The organism is Jezberella sp. (assembly GCF_964834465.1).
Genome location: NZ_CBAZRM010000009.1, coordinates 93,670 through 115,781, shown reverse-complemented (window position 1 = coordinate 115,781; position 22,112 = coordinate 93,670). Strand labels below are relative to the sequence as shown.

Here is a 22,112-nt window from a genome sequence, read left to right as displayed (position 1 = left end):
TGTGCGCCCCCTAATCGGATTTTTTCTTTTGATTTCTAAAGTATCCCTAGTATTTCAGCGTGCCGTCGCGGCACTGCGCTCACCGTTAATATCGCCCGCCGGCTCGGTTGGCGGTCGTGTCGTTTACGGCCTTGCCATTTGTTCAATCGTCTGTTTATGTATTGGCGTAGGCGCCTTCGGCATGGTGGTCCCAAGCTCAACAGACTTGCCTGCACCAGAACAAACTCTTTTACAAGATGTCGTCCCGATGCCCGATCAGGCACTGGCGCACACAGAGGTAAACGCTAGCGCAGACGCACCCTACATCACCGAGACGCATATTCAGCCTGGCGACACGGTTGCCTCTGTGCTCAAGCGCGTTGGGCTCACCGATACTCGGTTGCTGACGGCAATCACCAGTGATAGTCATGCGCGGTCAATCTACAAATTGCGCCCTGGCCGAACCGTTCTAACTGCCACTACGCAAGACGGTGACTTATTGTGGATGAGATATGTCCACACCCCAGGTGTTGAAACCAATGGCAAAGTCATCACCAAGATGCTTGAAGTTAAGCCTCAAGTAGGTAGCTACTCATTCAACGAAATAGAAGAAGAGACCGAAACACACATTGAAGTCGGCATGGGTGTGATCACGCGCTCGTTATTTGCTGCGACCGATGTGGCCAACATCCCCGATAACATCACGAGCCAGATGGCCGATATCTTGGGTAGCAAAATCGATTTTCTGCGCGGTTTGCGCAAAGGGGATCAGTTCAGGGTTGTATACGAGAGCCGATTTCATGAAGGGCGTAGTGTCGGGGCAGGGCGCGTGCTAGCGCTGCAATTTGTCAATCAAGGCAAGTCGTATAGCGCCGTGTGGTTTAACGGTGAAGATGGCAAATCGGGCGGCTACTACGGTTTGGATGGTGAAGCCCTGAGAGGTGCCTTCCTGCGTAACGCATTGAAGTTTTCTCGGATAAGTTCGACCTTTGGCACACGTCGCGATCCCATTCTGGGCTCGTGGTCAGGCCACGCAGGGGTTGATTATGCTGCGCCCACCGGTACGCCGATTCAAGCAACCGCAGACGGTATTGTTGATTTCATCGGGTGGCAAAATGGTTATGGCAACGTGATTATTTTGCGTCACCCTGGCAACATCACCGTCGTTTATGGCCATCAATCAGCCTTCGCTCAAGACTTGGTCAAAGGTGCTAGGGTCGCTCAAGGGCAAACCATTGGCTACGTCGGATCCACGGGTTGGTCGACAGGTTCGCATCTGCATTACGAATTCAGAATTAACGACAAACCCGTTGACCCTCTGACCGTTGCCTTACCTGAATCACAGCCGATCGAAGTGCAGCAATTGCAGACCTTTGCTAAAGCCGTAGCCCCCTTCAAACAACAGCTCGAAGTGCTGGCGAAATTTCAACAGCCATCAGCCCCTGATGAGTCTGCAAGTATTGCGCAGCAGTAAATATAGCTGGCGCACGCGAACCCGGTCATGACAGACCCCATCTACATCGGCCTCATGTCTGGCACGAGCCTGGATGGGGTGGATGCTGTGGTAGCTAGGTTCGATCACCGGGGCTCACCGCAATTGTTATCCCGCGCTAGTCAGGCTTTTACCCAAGCGCTTCGAGACGAACTGCTCGCGCTTAACACCAGTGGTACGGACGAGCTAGCACGTGCATCCCTCGCCAGCCTAGCCCTGGCAAAGCTCTATGCAGAGACCGCAAAGCAAGCCCTCATCGCAGGCAATGTAACCCCTCGAGAAGTCAGTGCAATCGGTGCGCACGGACAAACCGTCAGGCATCAACCGCACGCAGGCTATACCATCCAACTCAACGCACCTGCGCTACTGGCCGAATTAACCAACATCGACGTAATCGCTGATTTTCGTAGCCGCGACATAGCCGCTGGCGGCCAAGGCGCCCCCCTCGTGCCCATGTTTCATCAACATGTCTTCGCCTCGCCCGAACCGAGGGTCGTGTTAAATCTTGGGGGTATCGCCAATATTACGGTGCTTGACCCTCAGCGTGAACTACTTGGTTTTGATACGGGGCCCGCCAACGTATTGATGGATCTCTGGTGCCACCGACACACTGGAAAACCGTACGACGAATCAGGCCAATGGGGTGCTGGCGGTCAAGTGAATCAACCCTTACTGCATCTTCTGCTGCAGTCTGAACCTTGGTTTCAGTTGCCTGCCCCCAAATCCACCGGGCGTGACTTGTTTCACGCTGACTGGTTGAACCATCGCCTGTTGTCGCTGACCGATACGCCGCAAAACATACAGGCCACTTTACGGGCGTTGACAGCACATACGGTGGTGCAAGCCATCAACCGGTATAGTGCGCCTGCAAAAGACGTCCTGGTATGCGGTGGCGGTGCAAAGAATCTCGCCCTGCTACAAGACTTACGCAAGCTGCTTCGCCGGCCTGTGGTTGTCACCGATGAGGTTGGGATTTCTTCGCAAGATGTAGAGGCGCTGGCCTTTGCGTGGTTGGCCTGGGCTAACCAACACAATCTCAAAGCAAGTAGCCCTGCCGTGACAGGGGCCCTCGGGCCAAGAATACTGGGCGCCACGTGGAAGGCTGGCTGAAACACAGGATTCATTACCGGATTACTGACCGGATTAAACACCTAATCAAGTACCGGATTAAGTGGCGTCGAAAGAACGGCGACGCCCCAGAAGATCAGCCCAACTTAGACTGAAAAAGACGAGCCGCAGCCACACGTTGTCGTCGCATTAGGGTTGCGAATCACAAACTGGGCGCCTTCAATATCTTCTTTGTAATCAATCTCTGCACCGACAAGGTATTGAAAACTCATCGGATCAACCAGCAAGGCCACCCCATTTTTTTCAAGGGTGGTGTCGTCGTCAGCGACGTCCTCATCGAACGTGAAACCGTATTGAAAGCCCGAACACCCACCGCCTTGAACGAACACCCGTAGTTTGAGGTTTGAGTTACCCTCTTCGATCAGTAGATCTTTCACCTTTTCTGCTGCCGAATCAGTAAAGATGATGGCGGCAGGCGGGGCTTGCAAATTAACGGTTTCAGTGATGGTGTTCATGGTTGACTCCAGCCTCAAAGAGGCGACTGACGGCACTACATTGAGAGCCGGATAGATCTCAATAGGATATATCCGACTATTATACTCAACTATACTGCAAATTGCGATATTACGGCAAAATAGCGACGTGGCTCAAGCCGGTGGCCTCTGGCAACCCGAACATCAGATTCATGTTTTGAATCGCCTGCCCAGCGGCACCTTTGACCAGATTATCTTGAACCACCAAAATGACCAACTTGCTGCCATTACCCGGCCGATGAATCGCCATACGCAAGGTATTGGATGCTTTCACCCAACGGGTCTCAGGCATGCTACCAGCAGGCATGACATCAATGAACGCTTCACCGCGATAGCGATCCTCGAACAACTGTTGAAAATCGACATGAAGCGCTTCTGGCAAGATATTGGCGTATATCGTGCTGAACATGCCACGAATCATAGGCACTAGGTGAGGGATGAACGTCACCCCAACAGAGGTACCTGCCAGTTGATTCAGCTCTGCCTGAATCTCCGCTTGATGCCGATGCCCTGCAACCCCATAAGCTTTAAAGTTATCAGCTATTTCAGCGAGCAATGTGCCGACCTCAGCCTTACGCCCAGCGCCACTCACCCCTGATTTGGCGTCGACAACAATGTCGTTCAGATCAATCAGTGGTGCCCCACCCAAGAGAGGGGAAAGCCCCAACAAGACCGTCGTTGGGTAACACCCCGGATTCCCAACCACCCGGGCGTTCGCAATCGACGAGCGATTGATTTCAACCAAGCCGTAGACCGACTCAGCTAGAACGTCTGGACACGCATGAGGCATTTTGTACCAATGCTCAAAGACCTTGGTATCTTTCAAGCGAAAGTCGGCGGCCAAGTCGATCACTTTGACGCCCGCGGCCAGCAATTCTTTTGCTTGTGCCATGGCGACACCGTGAGGCGTCGCAAAGAACACCACATCACAACGATTCAGTTCGGCAGTCTCAGGGGTTGAAAAAGCAAGGTCGACATGCCCACGCAAGTTGGGGAACATCTCGGCAACCGCCATCCCATCCTCTTTACGCGAAGTAATGGCAGTGAGCTTGACTTGTGGATGTTGAGACAACATGCGTAAAAGTTCTACACCCGTATACCCAGTACCGCCCACAATACCTACTTTGATCTGACTAGCTGAAGACTGCGACATCGTTGAGGCTCCTGGTGAAAAAGGCCTGTAAAGTGGACGCCTGATAAAAAAAGCCGCTTGCGCGGCTTTTTTGTACAACTGGAAAACAACCAGTGGTCTTGAAGGCCACCGATAGTTTAACGCTTGCTGAACTGTTTGCGACGACGTGCCTTGCGGAAACCGACTTTTTTACGTTCGACTTCACGCGCATCACGTGTGACCAACCCAGCTTTGGACAGCGAGGGCTTCAACGTTGCATCGTAATCAATCAGCGCACGGGTAATACCGTGACGCACCGCGCCAGCCTGACCGCTTTCACCACCGCCATGCACGTTGATATGAAAATCAAACGATGCCAAGTGCCCAGTCAGCTCAAGTGGCTGACGAACGACCATGCGGCCGGTTTCGCGAGCAAAGTATTCATCAACGGCCTTACCATTGACGACGATCTTGCCTTCGCCTTTTTTCATGAACACACGAGCCACCGAAGTTTTGCGGCGGCCTGTTCCGTAATTCCAATTACCGATCATGGCCTATCCTTAAAATTCTAAGTGCTGTGGCTGTTGGGCAGAATGAGGATGCTCAGCACCCGCATAGACCTTCAGCTTTTTAATCATCGCATAACCCAGGGGGCCTTTAGGCAACATGCCTTTGACAGCTTTCTGGATTGCACGGCCTGGAAAACGCTCTTGCAGCTTGGCGAAATTGGTTTCGCGAATACCACCTGGATAAGTCGTGTGACGATAATATTTCTTATCGAGCGACTTGTTACCGGTGACAACAATATCTGCGGCATTGATGATGACGATGTAATCGCCCGTATCAACGTGAGGCGTGAATTCTGGTTTGTGTTTACCGCGCAAACGGCGTGCGACTTCGCTGGCCACACGACCTAGGACTTTGCCCTTGGCGTCGATCACATACCAGTCACGCGTGACTTCATGCGGCTTGGCCACAAATGTCTTCATGATTGGATCCTAAGTAAAAACCTGACGGGACCATCCCGACAAGCCCTCGAACGAAAATGTCCTTCAATGAAACCGTGCCAAAGCGTTATAAGCCGCCCGTGCATGAATGGTGACAGTAAATCCAGGACAAAACTGCCTCGAATCGAGGAAAGCCTTTGATTCTACAATAAAAAACGGGCTTTTGTGAAATCCAAAAGCCCGTCTGGTGAAAAATACTGCCAAAAGTGTCAAAAAAACCTGATTTATTTGTCTTTAATGGGCGACAAACCAAGTAATTTTTACTTCTTCTTGGCCAGCATCGAACTGATGAAACTGTCGTAAGAACCTTCGGCGACACGGAACCAAGGCACCTGAGCATCGCGATAACCCATGTAGCTATCAAAAACAGCCTTGAACTTTGGATCTTTCGCGCATAATTCGGCATACACCAAATTGGCAGCATCCCACGATGCCTCAAGCACTGGCCGTGGGAACTGATGTAACACCGCACCTTGAGAAATTAAGGTTTTCAATGCCAACGCGTTGCGATTGTCATATCGAGCAAGTAACGTCACGTTCGTGGCGCGCGCCGCTGCATCAATGAGCGTCTTATAGCTCTCTGGAAGCTTCTGATATTCGCCCGCATTGATATACAGTGACACTTGAGCACCGGCCTCCCACCAGCCTGGGTAGTAATAATGCTTGGCGACCTTGGCAAACCCGAATTTCTGATCGTCATAGGGCCCAACGAACTCAACGGCATCGAGTGTGCCTTTTTCTAGCGCAGGATATATATCGCCAGCAGCCAACTGCTGGGGAATCACGCCTAGGCGAGATAAGACTTCGCCCGCGAACCCCGCTGTTCGCATTTTCAAGCCTTTTAAGTCAGCAACGGCTTTGATTTCTTTACGAAACCAGCCGCCCATTTGCACGCCAGTATTGCCCATGGGAAAGTTAACAATATCGTAGGATTTAAAAACGTCGCGCATCAATTTCATGCCATCGCCGTCATACATCCAAGCCATTGTCTGGCGCGCGTTTAAGCCAAAAGGCACCGCGGTGTCGAAACACAAAATGGGATCTTTACCGAAGTAATAGTAACTAGGGGTGTGGCCCATCTCGATCGTGTTTTTTTGAACAGCGTCCAAGATGGCCAGAGGTGGGACGATTTCACCAGCGGGGAAGGTACGAACAGTAAATTTGCCTCCGCTGCCTTCATTGATGTACTTGGCAAATTGCTCAGACGCCCCGTACAAGGTGTCCAACGTTTTGGGAAAGCTCGACGCCAGACGCCAATTAAACGTAGGCGCATCTTGAGCAAACACGGGCGCGGCCACGGTCGCTGTGCCGGCAACTGCACCCAAACTGGCTTTTTTCAGAAACGAACGACGCTGCATCCTAGATCTCCTTGAATTTATGTAAAGGACGGTCGATGCCGCCCTTGCCGAGCGAATATTACACCCCTGCCATAGACAAATACACCTTCAAATCACTAAATTCCAGCAATCGCCATTTTCTCAATCAAAATGGATCCAGTGGTCTTACTGCCACGGTTGATCGTATCGGCACCGACAGCCACAATTTGGGAAAACATGTCTTTCAAGTTACCAGCGATCGTGACTTCTTCAACGGCGTGACGAATGACACCGCCTTCAACCCAGTAGCCAAAAGCACCTCGAGAGTAATCGCCGGTCACATAGTTAACGCCTTGGCCAATCAGTTCAGTCACCAAAAACCCCGTACCCATTTTGCGCAGCATGGCATCCAAGTTGTCTTTTTTCTTGGTGAGCGTCGATGAAAGAACGAGATTATGCGATCCGCCAGCATTACCCGTTGACACCATCCCCAGTTTGCGTGCGGTGTACGACGACAAAAAGTAACCCTGCAACACGCCCCCTTTAATCACATCGCGCGCCTGCGTGCGGACACCCTCTTCATCAAACGGCGAGCTGCCCATCGCACCCTTGATGTGCGGGTTCTCAACAATATTGATGTGCCCCGGAAATAACTGCTTGCCCAACGCATCAATCAAAAAACTCGATTGCCGGTAAAGTGCACCGCCGTTAGTGGCTTGAGTCAGGGCCCCGATCAACCCGAGCGCCAGAGGCGCCTCAAACAAAATCGGAAAGTGACCCGTTTTAATGCGACGGGCAGAAAGCCTAGACAAGGAACGCTCAGCGGCATAGCGACCAACGGCCGCCGGGTCTGCCAAACGTTTGGGATTGCGATCGCTGGTATACCAGTAATCACGCTGCATGCGCTGCCCGCGTATGGCAATCGGAGACACTGACAAACCGTGCCGCGAATAAGCGTAACCATCGAGAAAACCGCGCGTGTTACCCAGCACGAAATGCCCTTCATGGGTATCCACGCTCGCGCCTTCAGTGTTGCGGATCCGTTTATCGCAATCCAGCGCCGCTTGCTCGGCCTCGATGGCCAGCTGAGTCGCCTCGCTGACACTGATGCGCCAACGGTGATGTAAAGACAAGTTGTGCTTTGCATCCTTAGCCAGCAGGTCTTCGTCGGGCAAACCGGCCGCAGGGTCTTCGGCGGTATAACGGGCAATGTGCCAAGCGGCCTCTACTGTTTCTCTGAGTGCTTGCGTTGAAAAGTCGGACGTGGAGGCTGAGCCGCGACGCTGACCCGCAAATACCGTGATATCGAGCGAGCGGTCACGTGTTTGCTCGACCGTTTCAACATCGCCTTTTCTGACGGTGATGGCCAACCCTTGCGCCTCAGAGACCTCGGCAGCCGCATCCGATGCCCCTAAAGACTTCGCATGTTTCAGCGCCTGAGTGACCAAATCCTCAAAAATAGGACGATTTTCAGTAATCGGAAGTGCAGAAATCTTGTTAGCCATGGCGATCCATTCAAATGAGGCCTTATCATAGCAACTATGCAAAACGACATACCCCACCCACAAGACGACGCTGGCGACGACCAGTACAACGGCCCCAGCAAATCCCAAGTGAAACGCGAAATGCTTGCGTTAGTTGATTTGGGCAAAGCACTGGTCGACTTATCCCCTGAACGCTTAAAGCAGTTACCCCTGTCAGAGCGCTTGTACGATGCCATCCGTCTTGCGCAGCGCACCACAAGCCGAGAGGGCTTGCGCCGACAAATACACTTTGTCGGCAAGCTGATGCGTGATGCCGACGCGGTATTGATTCAGACTCAGCTCGACACCTGGAAGAACGGCTCGAAAGAACAAACCCAAGCCATGCACCGGCTTGAATCCCTGCGCGATCGTTTGTTGAAAGAGGATCAAGCGCTGACGGATTTGCTAACCAAGTTTCCCGGCGCAGATGTGCAGCGTTTACGCACCCTCATTCGAGAGGGACGCAAAGAACAGGCGGCGAATACGCAGTTGCGACCTGGACAAGATCCACTTCGCAAACACTATCGTGCTTTATTCCAAGCCTTAAAAGTACTTCACGAATCGGATGAGACGCCATGAATCAAGATGATCTGCTTGAATGCCTTGAAACCGAGACTGGCGCAAACCCAACCGCCTGTGTGATCTGGCTGCATGGTCTGGGCGCAGATGGCGGTGATTTTTACCCGATCGTGCCCGAGTTGAGGTTGCCCGCCAGCATGCCGACCCGTTTCGTTTTTCCGAACGCGCCGGTGCAACCCGTCACCATCAATGGGGGCATGAAAATGCGGGCGTGGTACGACATTTACTTGCCCAATCTGGTACAGCACGAGGACGACCAGGGCATTCGCCACTCCGAAGCGGCCGTCAATCGCCTGATCGATCGAGAAATTGCGCGCGGCATCCCGTCGTCCAAAATCGTCTTGGCGGGCTTTTCTCAGGGCTGCGCAATCACCCTGTTTACGGGCATTCGTACCTCGCACAAGCTGGCTGGCATGATGGGATTATCAGGGTATCTGCCGCTGCTCGGTGCGTCCGATCGTGAACGCAGCGCAGCGAATAATGACACCCCATTTTTTATCGCACATGGCTTATTCGATCCAGTCGTCACTATCGACCGGGCAATGGCCGCCCAGCAAAAATTGTCGTCGATGGGCTACAAGGTGCAATGGCAGACTTATCCTATGCCTCATTCCGTCTGCCCGCAAGAAATCAACGACATTTCTGTGTTTTTACAAAAAGTGTTGGCGTGACCCCTGGACTAGTCCGACAGATCTAACCAGATCCGTCTCAATCCCGGATCGTCCGGATAAGGATCCACGGTAAAGCCAAGCTTGGTCATCAGACTGATCATCGGTCGATTATCCGATAACACAGCGCCTTCAATGTAACTAAGGCCTTGTTCTTTGGCCGCACTGATTAATTTTCGCATCAGTCGTCCGCCCAAGCCCTGCCGTTGCCAATCATCGCCCACCACCAACGCGTACTCTGCACCATGACCGTCAGGATTGCGTAAATAATGGGCGAGGCCGATTACCACGTCTTTTTTACGTCCGCGATCTGCCGGATCAGGCTCGTTGGTCGTCACCACCAACGCCAATTCACGGTGGTAATCGATTTGGGTATAACGGGCAATCATACGGGGGGTCAGTTCACGCATCATCGAGACAAATCGCATATATCGTGATCGATCCGAAAGGCCACGGATAAAGTTCTGCAACGCTAGTGCATCTTCAGGCCGAATGGGGCGCAATGTGCCCTCACGCTCATCACCAAACTCAAGCGCCTCAACCCATCGATATGGATAAGGATGGATCGCCATGTGCGGATAACCGAGCATCTGCGGATCGGACCGTTGAGCGAGGGCGCGCAACGTGATGTGCGTCTCAAGCGCATAAGGGGACTGATCATCGACATAAACCGGATCGAACACGATCCGTTCGATATCAGGCAGCTCTGCCACCATGACGGACACTTGTTCAATGGTGGCTAGCAAGGCGTCATGAGCAGTCTGCGCGATATGACTCGCCAGCGATTGCCGCCAAATTTTGCTGCGATCAAGCAACAGTCGAGCAAGGTAAGGCGTTAAAGGTGCAAGATCAGTACCTGCGTCAGCGGCGACAATTCGGGCCACTGCACCCCCCGCACCAACACTCACGATCGGGCCAAAATGTAAATCGAGATGCACCTGAATACGCAAAGGGATTTGCTGTCGCAGCACCACCTCAAGCACCATGGTTTGCACCTGCATCGGTACATGAAAAGCCTCGAGCAGTGCCGCTATTTCTTCACTGCTCAGGTGGGTACGGCCTTGCTCACGCACCCGAGCCAACAAGGTTTTTGCCTGATGCACGTCGGGCGGACGTCCATCGGGATGGGGGGACTGCATCTGCAGCAAAAGCTGCTGGTTGTAGTGATAGCTGGCGAGAACGCCAAAGGCATCAGCGGCAGACTCAGGGGTTCTAAATGCGGGTGTCCCCGCATCATCCAACAGACGTCTTAATGGACGCATCTGTGCGTCCCCCATGAGACAGGTGATGATGGGCTTACGCGCGCCAGGGGCAATGAGCGCCAGCTCATCAACGACTGCACCGAGGTCGGCTCTCGCATCGGGGCTGAGCAACACCAAAACACCATCGACGTTCGCATCATTCAATAAGGTATGCAATACCTCGCGAATCAGTTGTCGTGTCAGTGGCCGATTCGTGACCACCGGATTAAACACGGACATCCCAGGCTCAAGTAGCTTGGCCAGCGCCATCCGCGTGTGGACACCAAAGTCGGCGCTAATGAATGGTACGCCGTCCGTGGCCAGATCCATCGCCAACTGTGGGGGGCCGTCGCCATTGGCCAAGACCGCAAGCCGGCGGCCAGTTGGTCGACGCAAATGGACCAATACTTTGAGCGCTGAAAACAGATTCACAAAATATCGAACACGAACCGCCCCAGCTCGACGCAGCGCCGCATCGAACGCCGCATCTTCTTGGTTTGAACCGAAGCTTCTACCCGCCTTGAGCACAACAACAGGTTTCACACTGGCAGCTGCACGCAGTGCGCTCATGAATTCACGACCAAACCCGATTTCATCGACATAAATAGCAATACTATCGGTGTGCGAATCGGTCGCGAGGTACTCGATAATGCCGGCGATTCTCGCAACCGTCTCGCTGCCTAAGGCGACTACAGAAGAAAAACCAATATGCGTCTCGTCTGCCCAATCAAGCACGCTCGACACGATGGCACGAGATTGTGCAACAAACGCAACACGCCCCGTCCTTGCCAGCGTGGGATGCTGACTCAAATTCAAACCAAGGTGAGGTCGCTGAAGACCGAAAGAACCAGGTCCAAGCATCAAGCAACGATGCAGCGAAGCCCACCGCCTGCAAAGGTTGACCGTTTGCTCCGGCCGACTATCGACAGTGTTACTTTGCAGCAAAATGGCGGCCCGAGGACGAAATTGTTCTAGTGCCTCTAGCACCTCAGCTATTCGGGCCGGGTTGACGCACAGCACCGCAAGATCAAGGGCTTGCCCTTCGTCAACCCCTGCAAGTGCCAGCGGCATCTCTATCGGAGCACCTGCTTTCAGATCAACCGTGGTCAGCCGAGCCTGTTCGGCTGAGGGCAACGTGTGAGCCAGTGACAGTGGCTGATCGCTGACGATCAAAAGACTCTGGGGCTCAAACAAAGGTCCAAAGATATGGCGTTGCATGAAAATGAGCTCTCTAAACTAAAATGCTAATGTTTCAACCATACACGTTTCTTGACACGACTAAAGGTCACTAAACAACGGATTTAAGGCTCATGACCGATTTCTCGCATATTCGCACGCGCTTTGCCCCCTCACCAACAGGCTTCTTACACCTGGGTGGTGCTCGCACGGCCTTATTTTCTTGGGCATTCGCACGCCACTATGGTGGCACATTTATTCTACGAATAGAAGACACAGATCTTGAGCGCTCAACACCCGAGGCGGTACAGGCGATTCTGGACGGGATGAATTGGTTGGGCCTCACTCCCGATGAAGGTCCTTTCTATCAGATGCAACACATGGATCGTTACCGCGAGGTACTTGCGGGTATGTTGGCAGCCGGCACCGCTTATCACTGCTATAGCTCTCCCGAAGAAGTTGACGCGATGCGCGAAGCAGCAAAAGCACGTGGCGATAAACCCCGTTATGACGGCACGTGGCGCCCAGAACCAGGCAAGACGTTACCGTCGATTCCCGCTGATCGAAAACCGGTGGTGCGTTTTAAAAACCCGCTAGGGGGTGCAACGGCTTGGGTTGATATGGTGAAAGGTCCTATCAGCATCGACAACGGCGAACTCGATGACTTAATCATCGCAAGGCCAGATGGCACGCCTACTTACAATTTCTGTGTGGTCGTTGACGATTGGGATATGCGGATATCGCATGTGCTTCGGGGCGATGATCACGTCAACAACACGCCTCGTCAGATCAATATTCTGCGCGCGCTGGGCGCCCCAATCCCTCAATACGGGCATGTGCCCATGATCTTGGGCCCAGATGGCGAAAAGCTGTCAAAACGCCATGGTGCGGTCAGCGTGATGGAATACCATCACGAAGGCTACCTTGCAGAGGGCATGATCAATTACCTGGCTCGACTCGGTTGGAGCCACGGTAATGACGAAATCTTTTCGCGCGACCAATTGGTTGAATGGTTTGATCCACAACACCTGTCGAAGTCAGCCGCTCAGTGGGATCCAAAAAAGCTCAATTGGGTCAATGCACACTACCTGAAGCAAAGCGATAATGCATCGTTGGCAAGAGCAGTTAGCGACCGGATCAGCGCGCGCGGCGGCAATCCTGCAGCGATCAATTTGGTCGACGTGGTAGAACTGCTCAAAGACCGGGCAGAAACGCTCGAACAATTAGCCGATGCAGCTATGCTGTTTTGCGGCCCATTCCAACCAGCCGGACAAGATCTGATCGCGCAACATTTGACTGCATCGGCACGTGTTGTGCTAGCCGATTTCGCCCAGCAGGCAGCTACCATCGATTGGACGAAAGACGCGATTGCAGCTTTGATTAAATCGGTACTCGCGTCGCACGGGCTCAAAATGCCTCAGCTGGCGATTCCGTTACGCGTCGCCGTGGCAGGTACTACCCAAACACCAGCGATCGATGCCGTGCTGGCACTGTTGGGTCGAGAGGTGGTTCTGAACCGATTGAACGAATCTTGAAGCGTTGTTATTCCAAAGCTTTTAAAGTCAGCGATAAGCTTTGGATAACAAAAAGGATCCATCATCAAGTCGCCCTCAAGCAAGGCAAGCAACGGAATGCAGGCGCAGATGTCCACCGCGACGAACTGCCATGGCGTTAATTAAGTAGAAAACTAGGGGGCATTTTTTTTGCCGTCACCGCTTTACTGCCAGTGCGTGACTCGCGAAACATCAGACGATCGCCTTTGACACTATCGACTTGATAACGAACCGTATAAATCGGATCGTCAAAGTCAACCAGCTCACCGTTAGAGCGCACGACTTGCGTTGTAAGCACCGACGTCTCAAGCGACCAACAACCGGTTTCACGTAATTCTGAGCGTATGTTGCGCCCCTGCTTAACCCGTGTTTGTTGTTTCAGTTTTCCGTCCGCCGCAAAGGTCATGAGCGTCTGTACTTCACCCGCAACTCCCTTTTGTTGCTTGATGTAATACCACTGTCCAATGAGCTCATTGTTTTTCGTCGGCGCGATGCAGACTGGCTCGGGTGGCGCCTTTGGTGGTTCGGGCTTCGGAGGTAAAGGATCCTCCATGGCGCAGCCCGTCATGAGCAACACGAAAACTAACGCGAAAATTTTATACATTGCCAACTCGCCGCTAAATTTCTGAACCTGAAACAACACCATCATCACAAAAATCCCCGCTCATTGTTAACCAGTCAAACGAGCAAGCCCGAAGTTTGTCAGTTTTTGACAAGTGTGGCTGTAAGAAAAAGTCTGGTGCTCACGCAACAAGCTCGGCATTTTTGTCAAACACGTCTATTTTAGCTTTTATGTTCGGTTGAAAAAAAATTCGCAAAACAAAGAGCCAGCGTAGCTTTCTCGTCTAAAACCCGCGCAATTGGTGCAGATGCAACCCCACATCCCAAGCTGATGCGGACATTCATTGAACCTTGAGAACTGAATGCATAAAAATTAAATTTTCTTGTTGATCAGCGGCCACCAAACCACTAGAATTAGTATTGTATCCACGCAAAACCACAACATGTAGTAGCGATAGTCGTCGCTAACAGCAGGAGCCCATATGCAGACTTCCACCAGCATTTCAGCGCGCACAGAAAACCCTGCAGCGTTTCCCATTCAGGCCACGGCCCCCATCGAGACAGCATACGCTCACTATCACATCATCCGCCGTAATGGCGCGGTGGTGAACTTTGAACCCAGCAAGATTGGCATCGCACTGACCAAAGCGTTTCTCGCTGTCAACGGTGGCCAAGGGGCTGCTTCAGCGCGTGTGCGCGAGCTTGTCGACAATCTGACCCGCCAAGTGGTGTCAGTTCTAATGCGCGGCCGACCAAACGGCGGCACTTTTCATATCGAAGATATACAAGACGCCGTTGAACTGGCGCTGATGCGCTCAGGCGAGCACGATGTTGCGCGCGCCTATGTGCTTTACCGTGAACGTCGCTCGCAAGAACGTGCACGCACGCAAGCGGATCAGGCACCTGTCCAAACAACGTCATTCAATGTGACCGACAACGGCATCACCAAACCGCTGGATATGGCTAAGCTGAAGGCGACCATCGAATCGGCTGGCTTCGGTTTGGGCGACTTTGTAGACAGCGAAGCAATTTTGCGTGAAACACTTAAAAATCTGTACGACGGTGTGCCCGTTGAAGAGGTTTACAAATCAGCCATTCTGGCTGCTCGTTCCTCTGTTGAAAACGACCCAGCCTACAGTCAAGTGACTGCCCGTCTGTTGCTTCATACTATTCGCAAAGAGGTGCTACAGGCTGAAGTTTCGCAAGAGGACATGGCCACTGAGTACGCAACTTACTTCCCGAAATTCATTAAAAAGGGCGTTGAAGCGGGCTTGCTCAATAGCGAACTAGCACGCTTTGATTTAGCGCGTCTTGCCGCCATGCTCGATTCAAGTCGCGATTTGCAATTCGATTATTTGGGCCTGCAGACGCTTTACGACAGATACTTCTTGCATATCCGCGGTCAACGTATCGAACTGCCTCAAGTTTTTTTCATGCGCGTGGCCATGGGCCTTGCCATCGGCGAAATCGACCGTGAAACACGAGCCATTGAGTTCTATCAGACGCTGTCGTCATTTGATTTCATGAGCTCAACGCCTACCCTGTTCAACGCAGGGACCTTGCACTCACAATTGTCTTCTTGCTATCTGAGCACCGTCTCCGATAACCTTGACGGCATTTACGAAGCCATCAAAGAAAATGCATTGCTTGCAAAATACGCGGGGGGTCTTGGCAACGACTGGACACCCGTACGAGCCATGCGCAGCCACATCAAGGGTACAAACGGCGAAAGCCAAGGTGTTGTGCCCTTCCTTAAAGTTGTCAACGACACGGCCGTTGCTGTCAATCAAGGTGGCAAGCGCAAAGGCGCAGTTTGCTGCTACCTCGAAACATGGCACCTCGACATTGAAGAGTTTTTAGATCTTCGTAAGAACACCGGTGACGAGCGTCGGCGCACCCATGACATGAACACCGCGAACTGGATCCCTGACCTTTTCATGAAGCGAGTCATCGAAGGCGGTTACTGGACGTTATTCTCACCGTCGGATTGCCCAGACTTGCATGACAAGGTAGGGGTCGCCTTTGAAAAGGCTTACACCGGCTATGAAGAGAAGGCAGCGCGTGGTGAGCTGACACTCTTTAAGAAAATGCCTGCGCTCGACTTGTGGCGCAAAATGTTATCGATGTTGTTCGAGACCGGCCACCCTTGGATCACCTTCAAAGATCCCTGCAACATTCGTTCGCCGCAGCAACACGTTGGTGTTGTTCACAGCTCGAACCTGTGTACAGAAATTACCTTAAACACCAACGACTCAGAGATTGCCGTCTGCAATTTAGGATCAGTAAACTTATTGCGCCACCTCAAGACAAATAGTGATGGCACCTTGTCGCTCGATCACACGAAATTGCAAAAAACCATTAATGTGGCCATGCGCATGCTCGATAACGTGATCGATATCAATTACTACGCGGTTGCGAAAGCTCGTAATTCCAACGTCCGTCATCGCCCAGTCGGCATGGGCATCATGGGCTTTCAGGATTGCCTGCATGTCATGCGCACCCCTTACGCATCGCAGCAAGCTGTCGAGTTTGCTGATCAATCAATGGAAGCGGTGTGCTACTACGCCTACAGTGCGTCAAGCGATCTTGCTGCAGAACGCGGTCGTTACGCGAGCTACGATGGCTCACTCTGGTCACAAGGCATTCTTCCAAAAGACTCGCTGACGTTGTTGCGCGAGCAGCGCGGTGGCTATGTTGAAGTTGACGACTCGAGCACGATGGATTGGGACGCGTTGCGTGAACGCATCAAAAAGCAAGGCATGCGCAACTCAAATTGTGTCGCAATTGCACCTACGGCAACAATATCGAATATTATTGGTGTGTCCGCGTGCATTGAACCAACATATCAAAACTTGTACGTTAAATCGAACCTCTCCGGCGAGTTCACTGTGGTCAACGAACACCTTGTTCGCGATCTCAAGAAACTCGGTTTATGGGACGAAGTCATGGTCGCAGACCTAAAGTACTTCGACGGTAGTTTGTCCCGTATTGATCGCGTTCCTGCCGAACTGCGTGCGTTATATGCGACCGCGTTTGAAATAGAACCCTCATGGCTTGTTGAGTGTGCATCACGTCGCCAGAAATGGATTGATCAAGCACAATCATTAAACATTTACATGGCTGGTGCTTCGGGTAAAAAGCTGGACGACACCTACAAGCTGGCATGGTTAAGAGGGTTGAAAACAACTTATTACCTGCGCACCTTAGGTGCAACCAGTGCTGAAAAATCGACTGGTCGTGGTGGTGAACTGAACGCGGTGAATTCCTCAGGCGCTGGATCAACCTCCGGTACCTTTGCTAGTGCCCCATTGGCACCCAATCTGCCCGAGCCTGAAATACTCGGTGCCGCTTGCACGATGAGACCAGGTGACCCTGGTTTTGAAGAGTGCGAAGCTTGCCAATAACTGACACTGGATTATAAAAATGCTGACCTGGAACGACGACTTACCTGTCACAAATACTGCGCCCCCAATCCCGCCCGTTGTTGGTGGCCTTGGGCTGGCGAGCGCCGCGGCGGCTGCGTTGCGCCAAGCAACGGGGGTTTTCGGCGATACAGCGCTGCCAACGCCTCTGGCACAAGAAAGCGTGTTGCCAACTGCGTCAACGGCACAACGGCGCGTTAACGTCGCTGACAAGCGCATCATCAACGGCCAAACAGATGTCAATCAACTGGTGCCTTTTAAGTACAAATGGGCCTGGGAAAAATACATCGCTACTTGCGCCAATCACTGGATGCCCCAAGAGATCAACATGTCGCGCGACATCGCTCTCTGGAAAAACCCAACAGGCTTAAGCGATGACGAGCGTAGAATCATCAAGCGCAATCTGGGTTTTTTTGTCACCGCCGATTCTTTGGCTGCCAATAACATTGTGCTCGGCACCTATCGCCACATCACAGCACCCGAGTGTCGACAGTTCTTGCTTCGCCAAGCCTTTGAAGAGGCTATCCATACCCACGCTTATCAATACATCGTTGAAAGTTTGGATCTGGACGAGTCTGAAATCTTCAACGCCTATAACGAAGTCCCATCGATTCGTGCAAAAGATGAGTTTCTGATTCCTTTTATCGACGCAATTGCTGACCCCAATTTTAAAACGGGCACGCCAGAAAACGATCAGACGCTGCTTAAATCCTTGATCGTGTTTGCCTGCTTGATGGAAGGCCTGTTCTTTTACGTGGGCTTTACCCAGATTCTTGCGCTTGGCCGTCAGAACAAGATGACAGGTGCTGCCGAACAGTACATGTACATCCTGCGTGATGAATCCATGCATTGCAATTTTGGCATCGACCTCATTAACAGCATCAAACTCGAAAACCCTCACCTCTGGACACCTGCATTCCGCGAAGAAATTCGTGCGCTGTTTGGCAAAGCGGTTGAGCTTGAATATGCCTATGCCGAAGACACGATGCCGCGTGGTGTGTTGGGTTTAAACGCGCCGATGTTTAAATCGTATTTGCGTTTTATTGCCAATCGTCGCTGCCAGCAGATTGGTATTGAACCGCTATTTGCCCAGGAAGAGAATCCTTTTCCATGGATGGCAGAAATGATTGATCTAAAGAAAGAACGTAACTTTTTTGAAACTCGCGTGATTGAGTATCAAACCGGGGGGGCTCTCAATTGGGAGTAATCACCCCCTTGTCCTTACTGATTCACGCTTATTACATGCCGAAGGCTGACGTTAGCTTTCGGTGCCATTTGAATTGATTCTCGCCCTCAGGCGGGACTCAGTTCAAATGGCTGTGCCGCATTCATTAGCGCAAACGTTTTTACTGATGCAGGATGGCAGTAGTTTGCGCCGATGAATAACTCGGGCGACATGAAATCCCATGGTGGGATCTAGTCAAGCACGGGTTTTAGTTTGGGACCCTGAACTTAAGGAGTATTACCATGGCAACAGCCAAAAAAGCAGCAAAGAAAGCCCCTGCCAAGAAAGCTGCAGTAAAAGCAGCCGTCAAGGCAGTTGTAAAGAAAGCTCCTGCTAAAAAAGCAGCAGTGAAGAAAGTTGCAGCAAAGAAAGCTCCAGCTAAACCAGTTGCAGCGAAGAAAGTTGTCGCCAAACCGGCTCCAGCCAAGAAAGCGGCAGCACCTGTAAAAAAAAAGTAGTTAAAAAGGTAGCGGCAGGTAAGCCTGCTGTTACTCCTGCAGTAGCTCCCTCGACCGCAGCAGCTCCAGGCGCGAAAACCGCCTTGAACCCTGCAGCATCGTGGCCCTTCCCAACGGGTGGTCGTCCATAGGTTCTATTGATGGACGTAGGGATAAACCGTCTGGCCATGCCAGGCGGTTTTTTACTTTTTGAATCTCTCCAAGCGCTTCATGCGTGCGACAATATCTGCTGACCTTGTCCGAGTTGTGAGATATGACCTCAACCATCACTGAAATCCTAGGGTTTCTCCTCCAAACAGCGTCAACGGTGTTCGGTGCTGCACTGCTAGCTCGAGCATGGATGTATACCGTCAGGCTTCATCCCTTTAATCCAGCTGCCAAAACAACCGCCCAGTTAACTGACTGGATCGTTTTGCCCTTACGACGCATCATGCCGCAGGCAAAATATATCGACTGGGGCTCTGTGTTTGCTGCCTACCTTGTCGCGGTTGTCTATCTCGTCCTGCTATCCGTGCTAATTAGGGGTGCCTGGCTACCCTCTTCCCTCGTGATTCGTTTGTTGATGACCGCGCTGGTGAAAGTGGCAACTTGGTCTTTAAATCTCATTGTTTGGCTCACGTTGATTCAAACGGTACTGTCCTGGGTGAATCCGCTAGCACCCATCATGCCCGTTTTACGAACGCTCAGTGACCCCTTGCTCGCGCCGATACGGCGAATCACACCGAACTTAAATGGCATTGACCTGTCTACTATTGTTCTGTTCGTTCTCGCGCAGATTGCCTTGATCGTTCTAGACAAGATCAGCTTTGCGCTCTTTCCCATTTAAATAAGACTCGCGTATGTGGATATCTACTTCGATGAAACCGTTCATCGTTGCTGTAACTTCTTTGTTTTTGCTTTGTGCAGGATATGCCAATGCACAGACACCCTCCGTTAATTCACTGCTTTTAAAAGCGGCAACGCCAACGCCTAAAAAAGTAGATGCAATCACTGCTGATGGTGGCTCAAGCAAAGAGCGGCTTGCCAAGACCGTTGCTCAGCAAACAGATACTCAAAAACAACTGGACGCCGCCACCGTAGAGATTAACAAGGCAAAAAACGCCGCTGCTGCGCTGCCAGCCAACGCCTCAGATTACCAGCGTCAAGCTGCTGCTCAATTAGAAAGTGCACTACAAACACGGATAGATTTCTTGTCGCAGACCAATGATCTGCTCAAAGAATTAGAACGCCAGATTCTCAATACAATGACGGCGGAAAGTGACCGAGATAACTGGAAACCACCAGCTGGTACCCCACCATGGCCTTTAGCCACGGGCGACGAGGCGCTGATCATCACACAACAATTAAACGCTCAGATCAATAAACAAACGAGAAAGCTAGGGATTCTCGACGAAGATATCGTTGCTCAAAAGAAGCGCCGAGCGCAGGCAGAAGTCGATCTGCGTCAGATAATGGGGCTGGTCAGTAATAGCAAATCCTTCTCAGAAGCAGACTTGGCCGTGCGTCAAGATATTGAGCGTGCAAAAACGAAGCTTGATTTATTTGACCTTGAACTCACCCGCACGGATGTCGAGCGATTGATCATCCTCCAAATGCGTCGCTTGCTGTACGTGCAGTTAAGTGCTGCCCAGCAAACGTGGGATTATTATCAAAATCGATTTGCGTTCACGCAACAAGATCTGGATAACCGCCTCGCCGACATCGACAAAAAAATATCAGCCTTGCGCGCGAAAGAGCAAGAAACTAGCACGCGATTAAATCAGGTCGTCGCACTAGCAAAAAGCACCAAAACACGTCTCACTGCAATGGAAGGCCGCACAAACGCGGTTGCAAGCGATATCGCTCAGGCGAAAAAGGCTTGGCTCAATGCAGATTCTGCGGCAAGCGGCGTTAGAACCGAGCGAGCGAAATACCGAGCATTGATTGAACTTGAGCTACTGTCAAAGCAGATCTGGACGCTCAGACAGCAAGTACACGTTAAGGACAACCTGTCAGCCAACGTGAAGACCTTGCAAGCGCGTTTGGTTGAATATAGCCGCAAGCTCGACCAGGGCATACAGTATCTGCGGGAAATTATCGAAGAAACCAACCAAACCTTGGTGGGGCTTAAAGAACAAAGGCTAAACGCCGAAAATTTCAGTGATCGGGCTTTTTACGATGGGTTAATTCAACAGAGTTCGACTCGGATAGAAGACCTTCGTTCAGTAGATGCGCAAACCGATCGTGTCAAACAATTGCTGGGTATTGCCACCATCGAGGTCGATCGTGCTGCCAGAAGTCTGAGCTTTTGGGAAAACGCCCGAAACGTCGGCACCACCGTGAGCGACGCCTTTCAAACAGTTTGGCGTTACGAGTTAATTGCCGTCGACGACACCGCGATCGTCGATGGTCGTGAAATAAAAACCAAACGTAGCGTGACGGTCGGCAAAAGTGTCGGTGCGCTTGCCATCCTCTTCATCGGATTCTCGCTCATCAGCAAAATCATTAGAAGAAGCCTTGCGCTCGCGGTTAGCAAGGCTGGCCTTACCGCTAGTCGCTCTGTGGTGGTTGGCCGATGGTTGACTCTCGGTGCTGGCATCACGCTGGTGATCTGTGCCTTCAACTTGGTCGAAATCCCGCTGAGTGCGTTTGCGTTTTTTGGTGGAGCGCTTGCCATCGGTGTTGGTTTTGGCACGCAGAATTTGCTTAAAAACTTATTCAGCGGTGTCATGCTGCTGATCGAGAAGTCTATTCGAATCGGTGACGTCGTTGAAATAGACAACATTACCGGCACCGTCACGTCGATCGGGATCAGGTTCTCTACGATTCAAAGCGCTCACGGGACCGACAATTTAATCCCCAACAGCGTCTTGGTTGAGCAAAAACTCGTTAACTGGACGTATTCAACACCCGACGTCAGGCGTGAGATTCAAGTAACAGTCGCTTATGGCACAAACGCCAAAGACGTCATTGATCTACTGATCAAAGTGTGTGCAGAGCACGAAGGCGTGCTTGAAAACCCAGCACCCGTGGCGACCTTGCTTGACTTTGGGGATAGGGGCTTGGTGTTTAGCGTGCAACTATGGATCAGGCTCACCCCCAGCACGAGTTTGATGGCCACGCTGGGCAGTGTCAGGCTGGCCATCCTCGAGTCTTTCACTCAAGCGGGAATCAAACTACCCTTCCCTCATTATGTCGTGCAGCTAGAAAAAAACGACTAG

The 22,112-nt window shown here is 51.9% G+C and carries 17 protein-coding genes and 1 pseudogene; 10 read left to right on the top strand and 8 right to left on the bottom strand.

The genetic code is table 11. The annotated features are described in order from the left end of the window. The first annotated feature begins 28 nt into the window (after positions 1-28). Together AC1W8Y_RS08765 and AC1W8Y_RS08760 are read left to right on the top strand one after the other, a co-directional pair. The gene (locus tag AC1W8Y_RS08765; protein ID WP_482014099.1) at positions 29-1,453 is read left to right on the top strand and encodes a peptidoglycan DD-metalloendopeptidase family protein; all 1,425 of its coding nucleotides are present in this window, start codon (positions 29-31) and stop codon (positions 1,451-1,453) included. Between the two features lie 27 nt (positions 1,454-1,480). Further along, entirely contained in the window at positions 1,481-2,581 is a 1,101-nt protein-coding gene (locus tag AC1W8Y_RS08760; protein ID WP_482014098.1) for an anhydro-N-acetylmuramic acid kinase, read from the top strand. Positions 2,582-2,685: 104 nt separating this feature from the next. Here the strand turns inward: AC1W8Y_RS08760 and erpA are convergent, their stop codons facing one another. The 6 genes from erpA to pmbA form a co-directional block, all read right to left on the bottom strand. Continuing rightward, the gene (gene erpA, locus AC1W8Y_RS08755; protein WP_482014097.1) at positions 2,686-3,054 is read right to left on the bottom strand and encodes an iron-sulfur cluster insertion protein ErpA; all 369 of its coding nucleotides are present in this window, start codon (positions 3,052-3,054) and stop codon (positions 2,686-2,688) included. 109 nt (positions 3,055-3,163) lie between these two features. Then, a complete protein-coding gene (gene argC, locus AC1W8Y_RS08750; RefSeq protein WP_482014096.1) occupies positions 3,164-4,225 on the bottom strand; it encodes an N-acetyl-gamma-glutamyl-phosphate reductase in 1,062 nt (353 codons plus the stop codon). Between the two features lie 116 nt (positions 4,226-4,341). Beyond that, positions 4,342-4,734 carry a 30S ribosomal protein S9 gene (rpsI, locus tag AC1W8Y_RS08745; RefSeq protein ID WP_482014095.1) on the bottom strand — a complete coding sequence of 131 codons (393 nt, stop codon included), beginning with the start codon at positions 4,732-4,734 and terminating at the stop codon, positions 4,342-4,344. A 9-nt stretch (positions 4,735-4,743) separates the two neighbouring features. Beyond that, positions 4,744-5,172: a 50S ribosomal protein L13 gene (rplM, locus tag AC1W8Y_RS08740; protein WP_482014094.1), complete on the bottom strand. Its 429-nt coding sequence runs from the start codon at positions 5,170-5,172 to the stop codon at positions 4,744-4,746. Between the two features lie 278 nt (positions 5,173-5,450). Further along, positions 5,451-6,548 carry a TRAP transporter substrate-binding protein gene (locus AC1W8Y_RS08735; protein ID WP_482014093.1) on the bottom strand — a complete coding sequence of 366 codons (1,098 nt, stop codon included), beginning with the start codon at positions 6,546-6,548 and terminating at the stop codon, positions 5,451-5,453. Positions 6,549-6,643: 95 nt separating this feature from the next. After that, positions 6,644-8,011, bottom strand: coding sequence for a metalloprotease PmbA (gene pmbA / locus AC1W8Y_RS08730; protein ID WP_482014092.1), 1,368 nt, complete (start codon positions 8,009-8,011; stop codon positions 6,644-6,646). 36 nt (positions 8,012-8,047) lie between these two features. Between pmbA and yjgA the strand changes: the two genes are divergently transcribed. Together yjgA and AC1W8Y_RS08720 are read left to right on the top strand one after the other, a co-directional pair. Beyond that, positions 8,048-8,608 (top strand): ribosome biogenesis factor YjgA, encoded by a 561-nt coding sequence (gene yjgA / locus AC1W8Y_RS08725; RefSeq protein ID WP_482014091.1) that lies wholly within the window; start codon positions 8,048-8,050, stop codon positions 8,606-8,608. Beyond that, on the top strand, positions 8,605-9,279 hold the full coding sequence (locus AC1W8Y_RS08720; RefSeq protein ID WP_482014090.1) for an alpha/beta hydrolase: 675 nt from the start codon (positions 8,605-8,607) through the stop codon (positions 9,277-9,279). Before yjgA ends, AC1W8Y_RS08720 begins: the two co-directional genes overlap by 4 nt. An 8-nt stretch (positions 9,280-9,287) precedes the next feature. Here the strand turns inward: AC1W8Y_RS08720 and AC1W8Y_RS08715 are convergent, their stop codons facing one another. Further along, the gene (locus AC1W8Y_RS08715) at positions 9,288-11,735 is read right to left on the bottom strand and encodes a bifunctional acetate--CoA ligase family protein/GNAT family N-acetyltransferase (protein ID WP_482014089.1); all 2,448 of its coding nucleotides are present in this window, start codon (positions 11,733-11,735) and stop codon (positions 9,288-9,290) included. A 92-nt stretch (positions 11,736-11,827) separates the two neighbouring features. Between AC1W8Y_RS08715 and gltX the strand changes: the two genes are divergently transcribed. Continuing rightward, on the top strand, positions 11,828-13,228 hold the full coding sequence (gltX, locus tag AC1W8Y_RS08710) for a glutamate--tRNA ligase (protein WP_482014088.1): 1,401 nt from the start codon (positions 11,828-11,830) through the stop codon (positions 13,226-13,228). 136 nt (positions 13,229-13,364) lie between these two features. Here gltX and AC1W8Y_RS08705 read toward each other — a convergent pair whose 3' ends face one another. Further along, complete coding sequence (locus tag AC1W8Y_RS08705) at positions 13,365-13,895, bottom strand: hypothetical protein (RefSeq protein ID WP_482014087.1); 531 nt, start codon at positions 13,893-13,895, stop codon at positions 13,365-13,367. A 394-nt stretch (positions 13,896-14,289) separates the two neighbouring features. On the opposite strand from AC1W8Y_RS08705, the gene AC1W8Y_RS08700 reads away from it, so the two are divergent. From AC1W8Y_RS08700 to AC1W8Y_RS08680, 5 genes and pseudogenes are all read left to right on the top strand, one after another. Further along, positions 14,290-17,211 carry a ribonucleoside-diphosphate reductase subunit alpha gene (locus tag AC1W8Y_RS08700; protein WP_482014086.1) on the top strand — a complete coding sequence of 974 codons (2,922 nt, stop codon included), beginning with the start codon at positions 14,290-14,292 and terminating at the stop codon, positions 17,209-17,211. A 19-nt stretch (positions 17,212-17,230) separates the two neighbouring features. Next, entirely contained in the window at positions 17,231-18,436 is a 1,206-nt protein-coding gene (locus AC1W8Y_RS08695; protein WP_482014085.1) for a ribonucleotide-diphosphate reductase subunit beta, read from the top strand. 263 nt (positions 18,437-18,699) lie between these two features. Further along, positions 18,700-19,043 (top strand): annotated as a pseudogene (locus AC1W8Y_RS08690) (histone H1-like repetitive region-containing protein); the annotation flags it as partial. A gap of 122 nt (positions 19,044-19,165) precedes the next feature. Further along, entirely contained in the window at positions 19,166-19,738 is a 573-nt protein-coding gene (locus tag AC1W8Y_RS08685) for a YggT family protein (RefSeq protein WP_482014084.1), read from the top strand. Positions 19,739-19,769: 31 nt separating this feature from the next. Beyond that, positions 19,770-22,112 (top strand): mechanosensitive ion channel family protein, encoded by a 2,343-nt coding sequence (locus AC1W8Y_RS08680; protein ID WP_482014083.1) that lies wholly within the window; start codon positions 19,770-19,772, stop codon positions 22,110-22,112.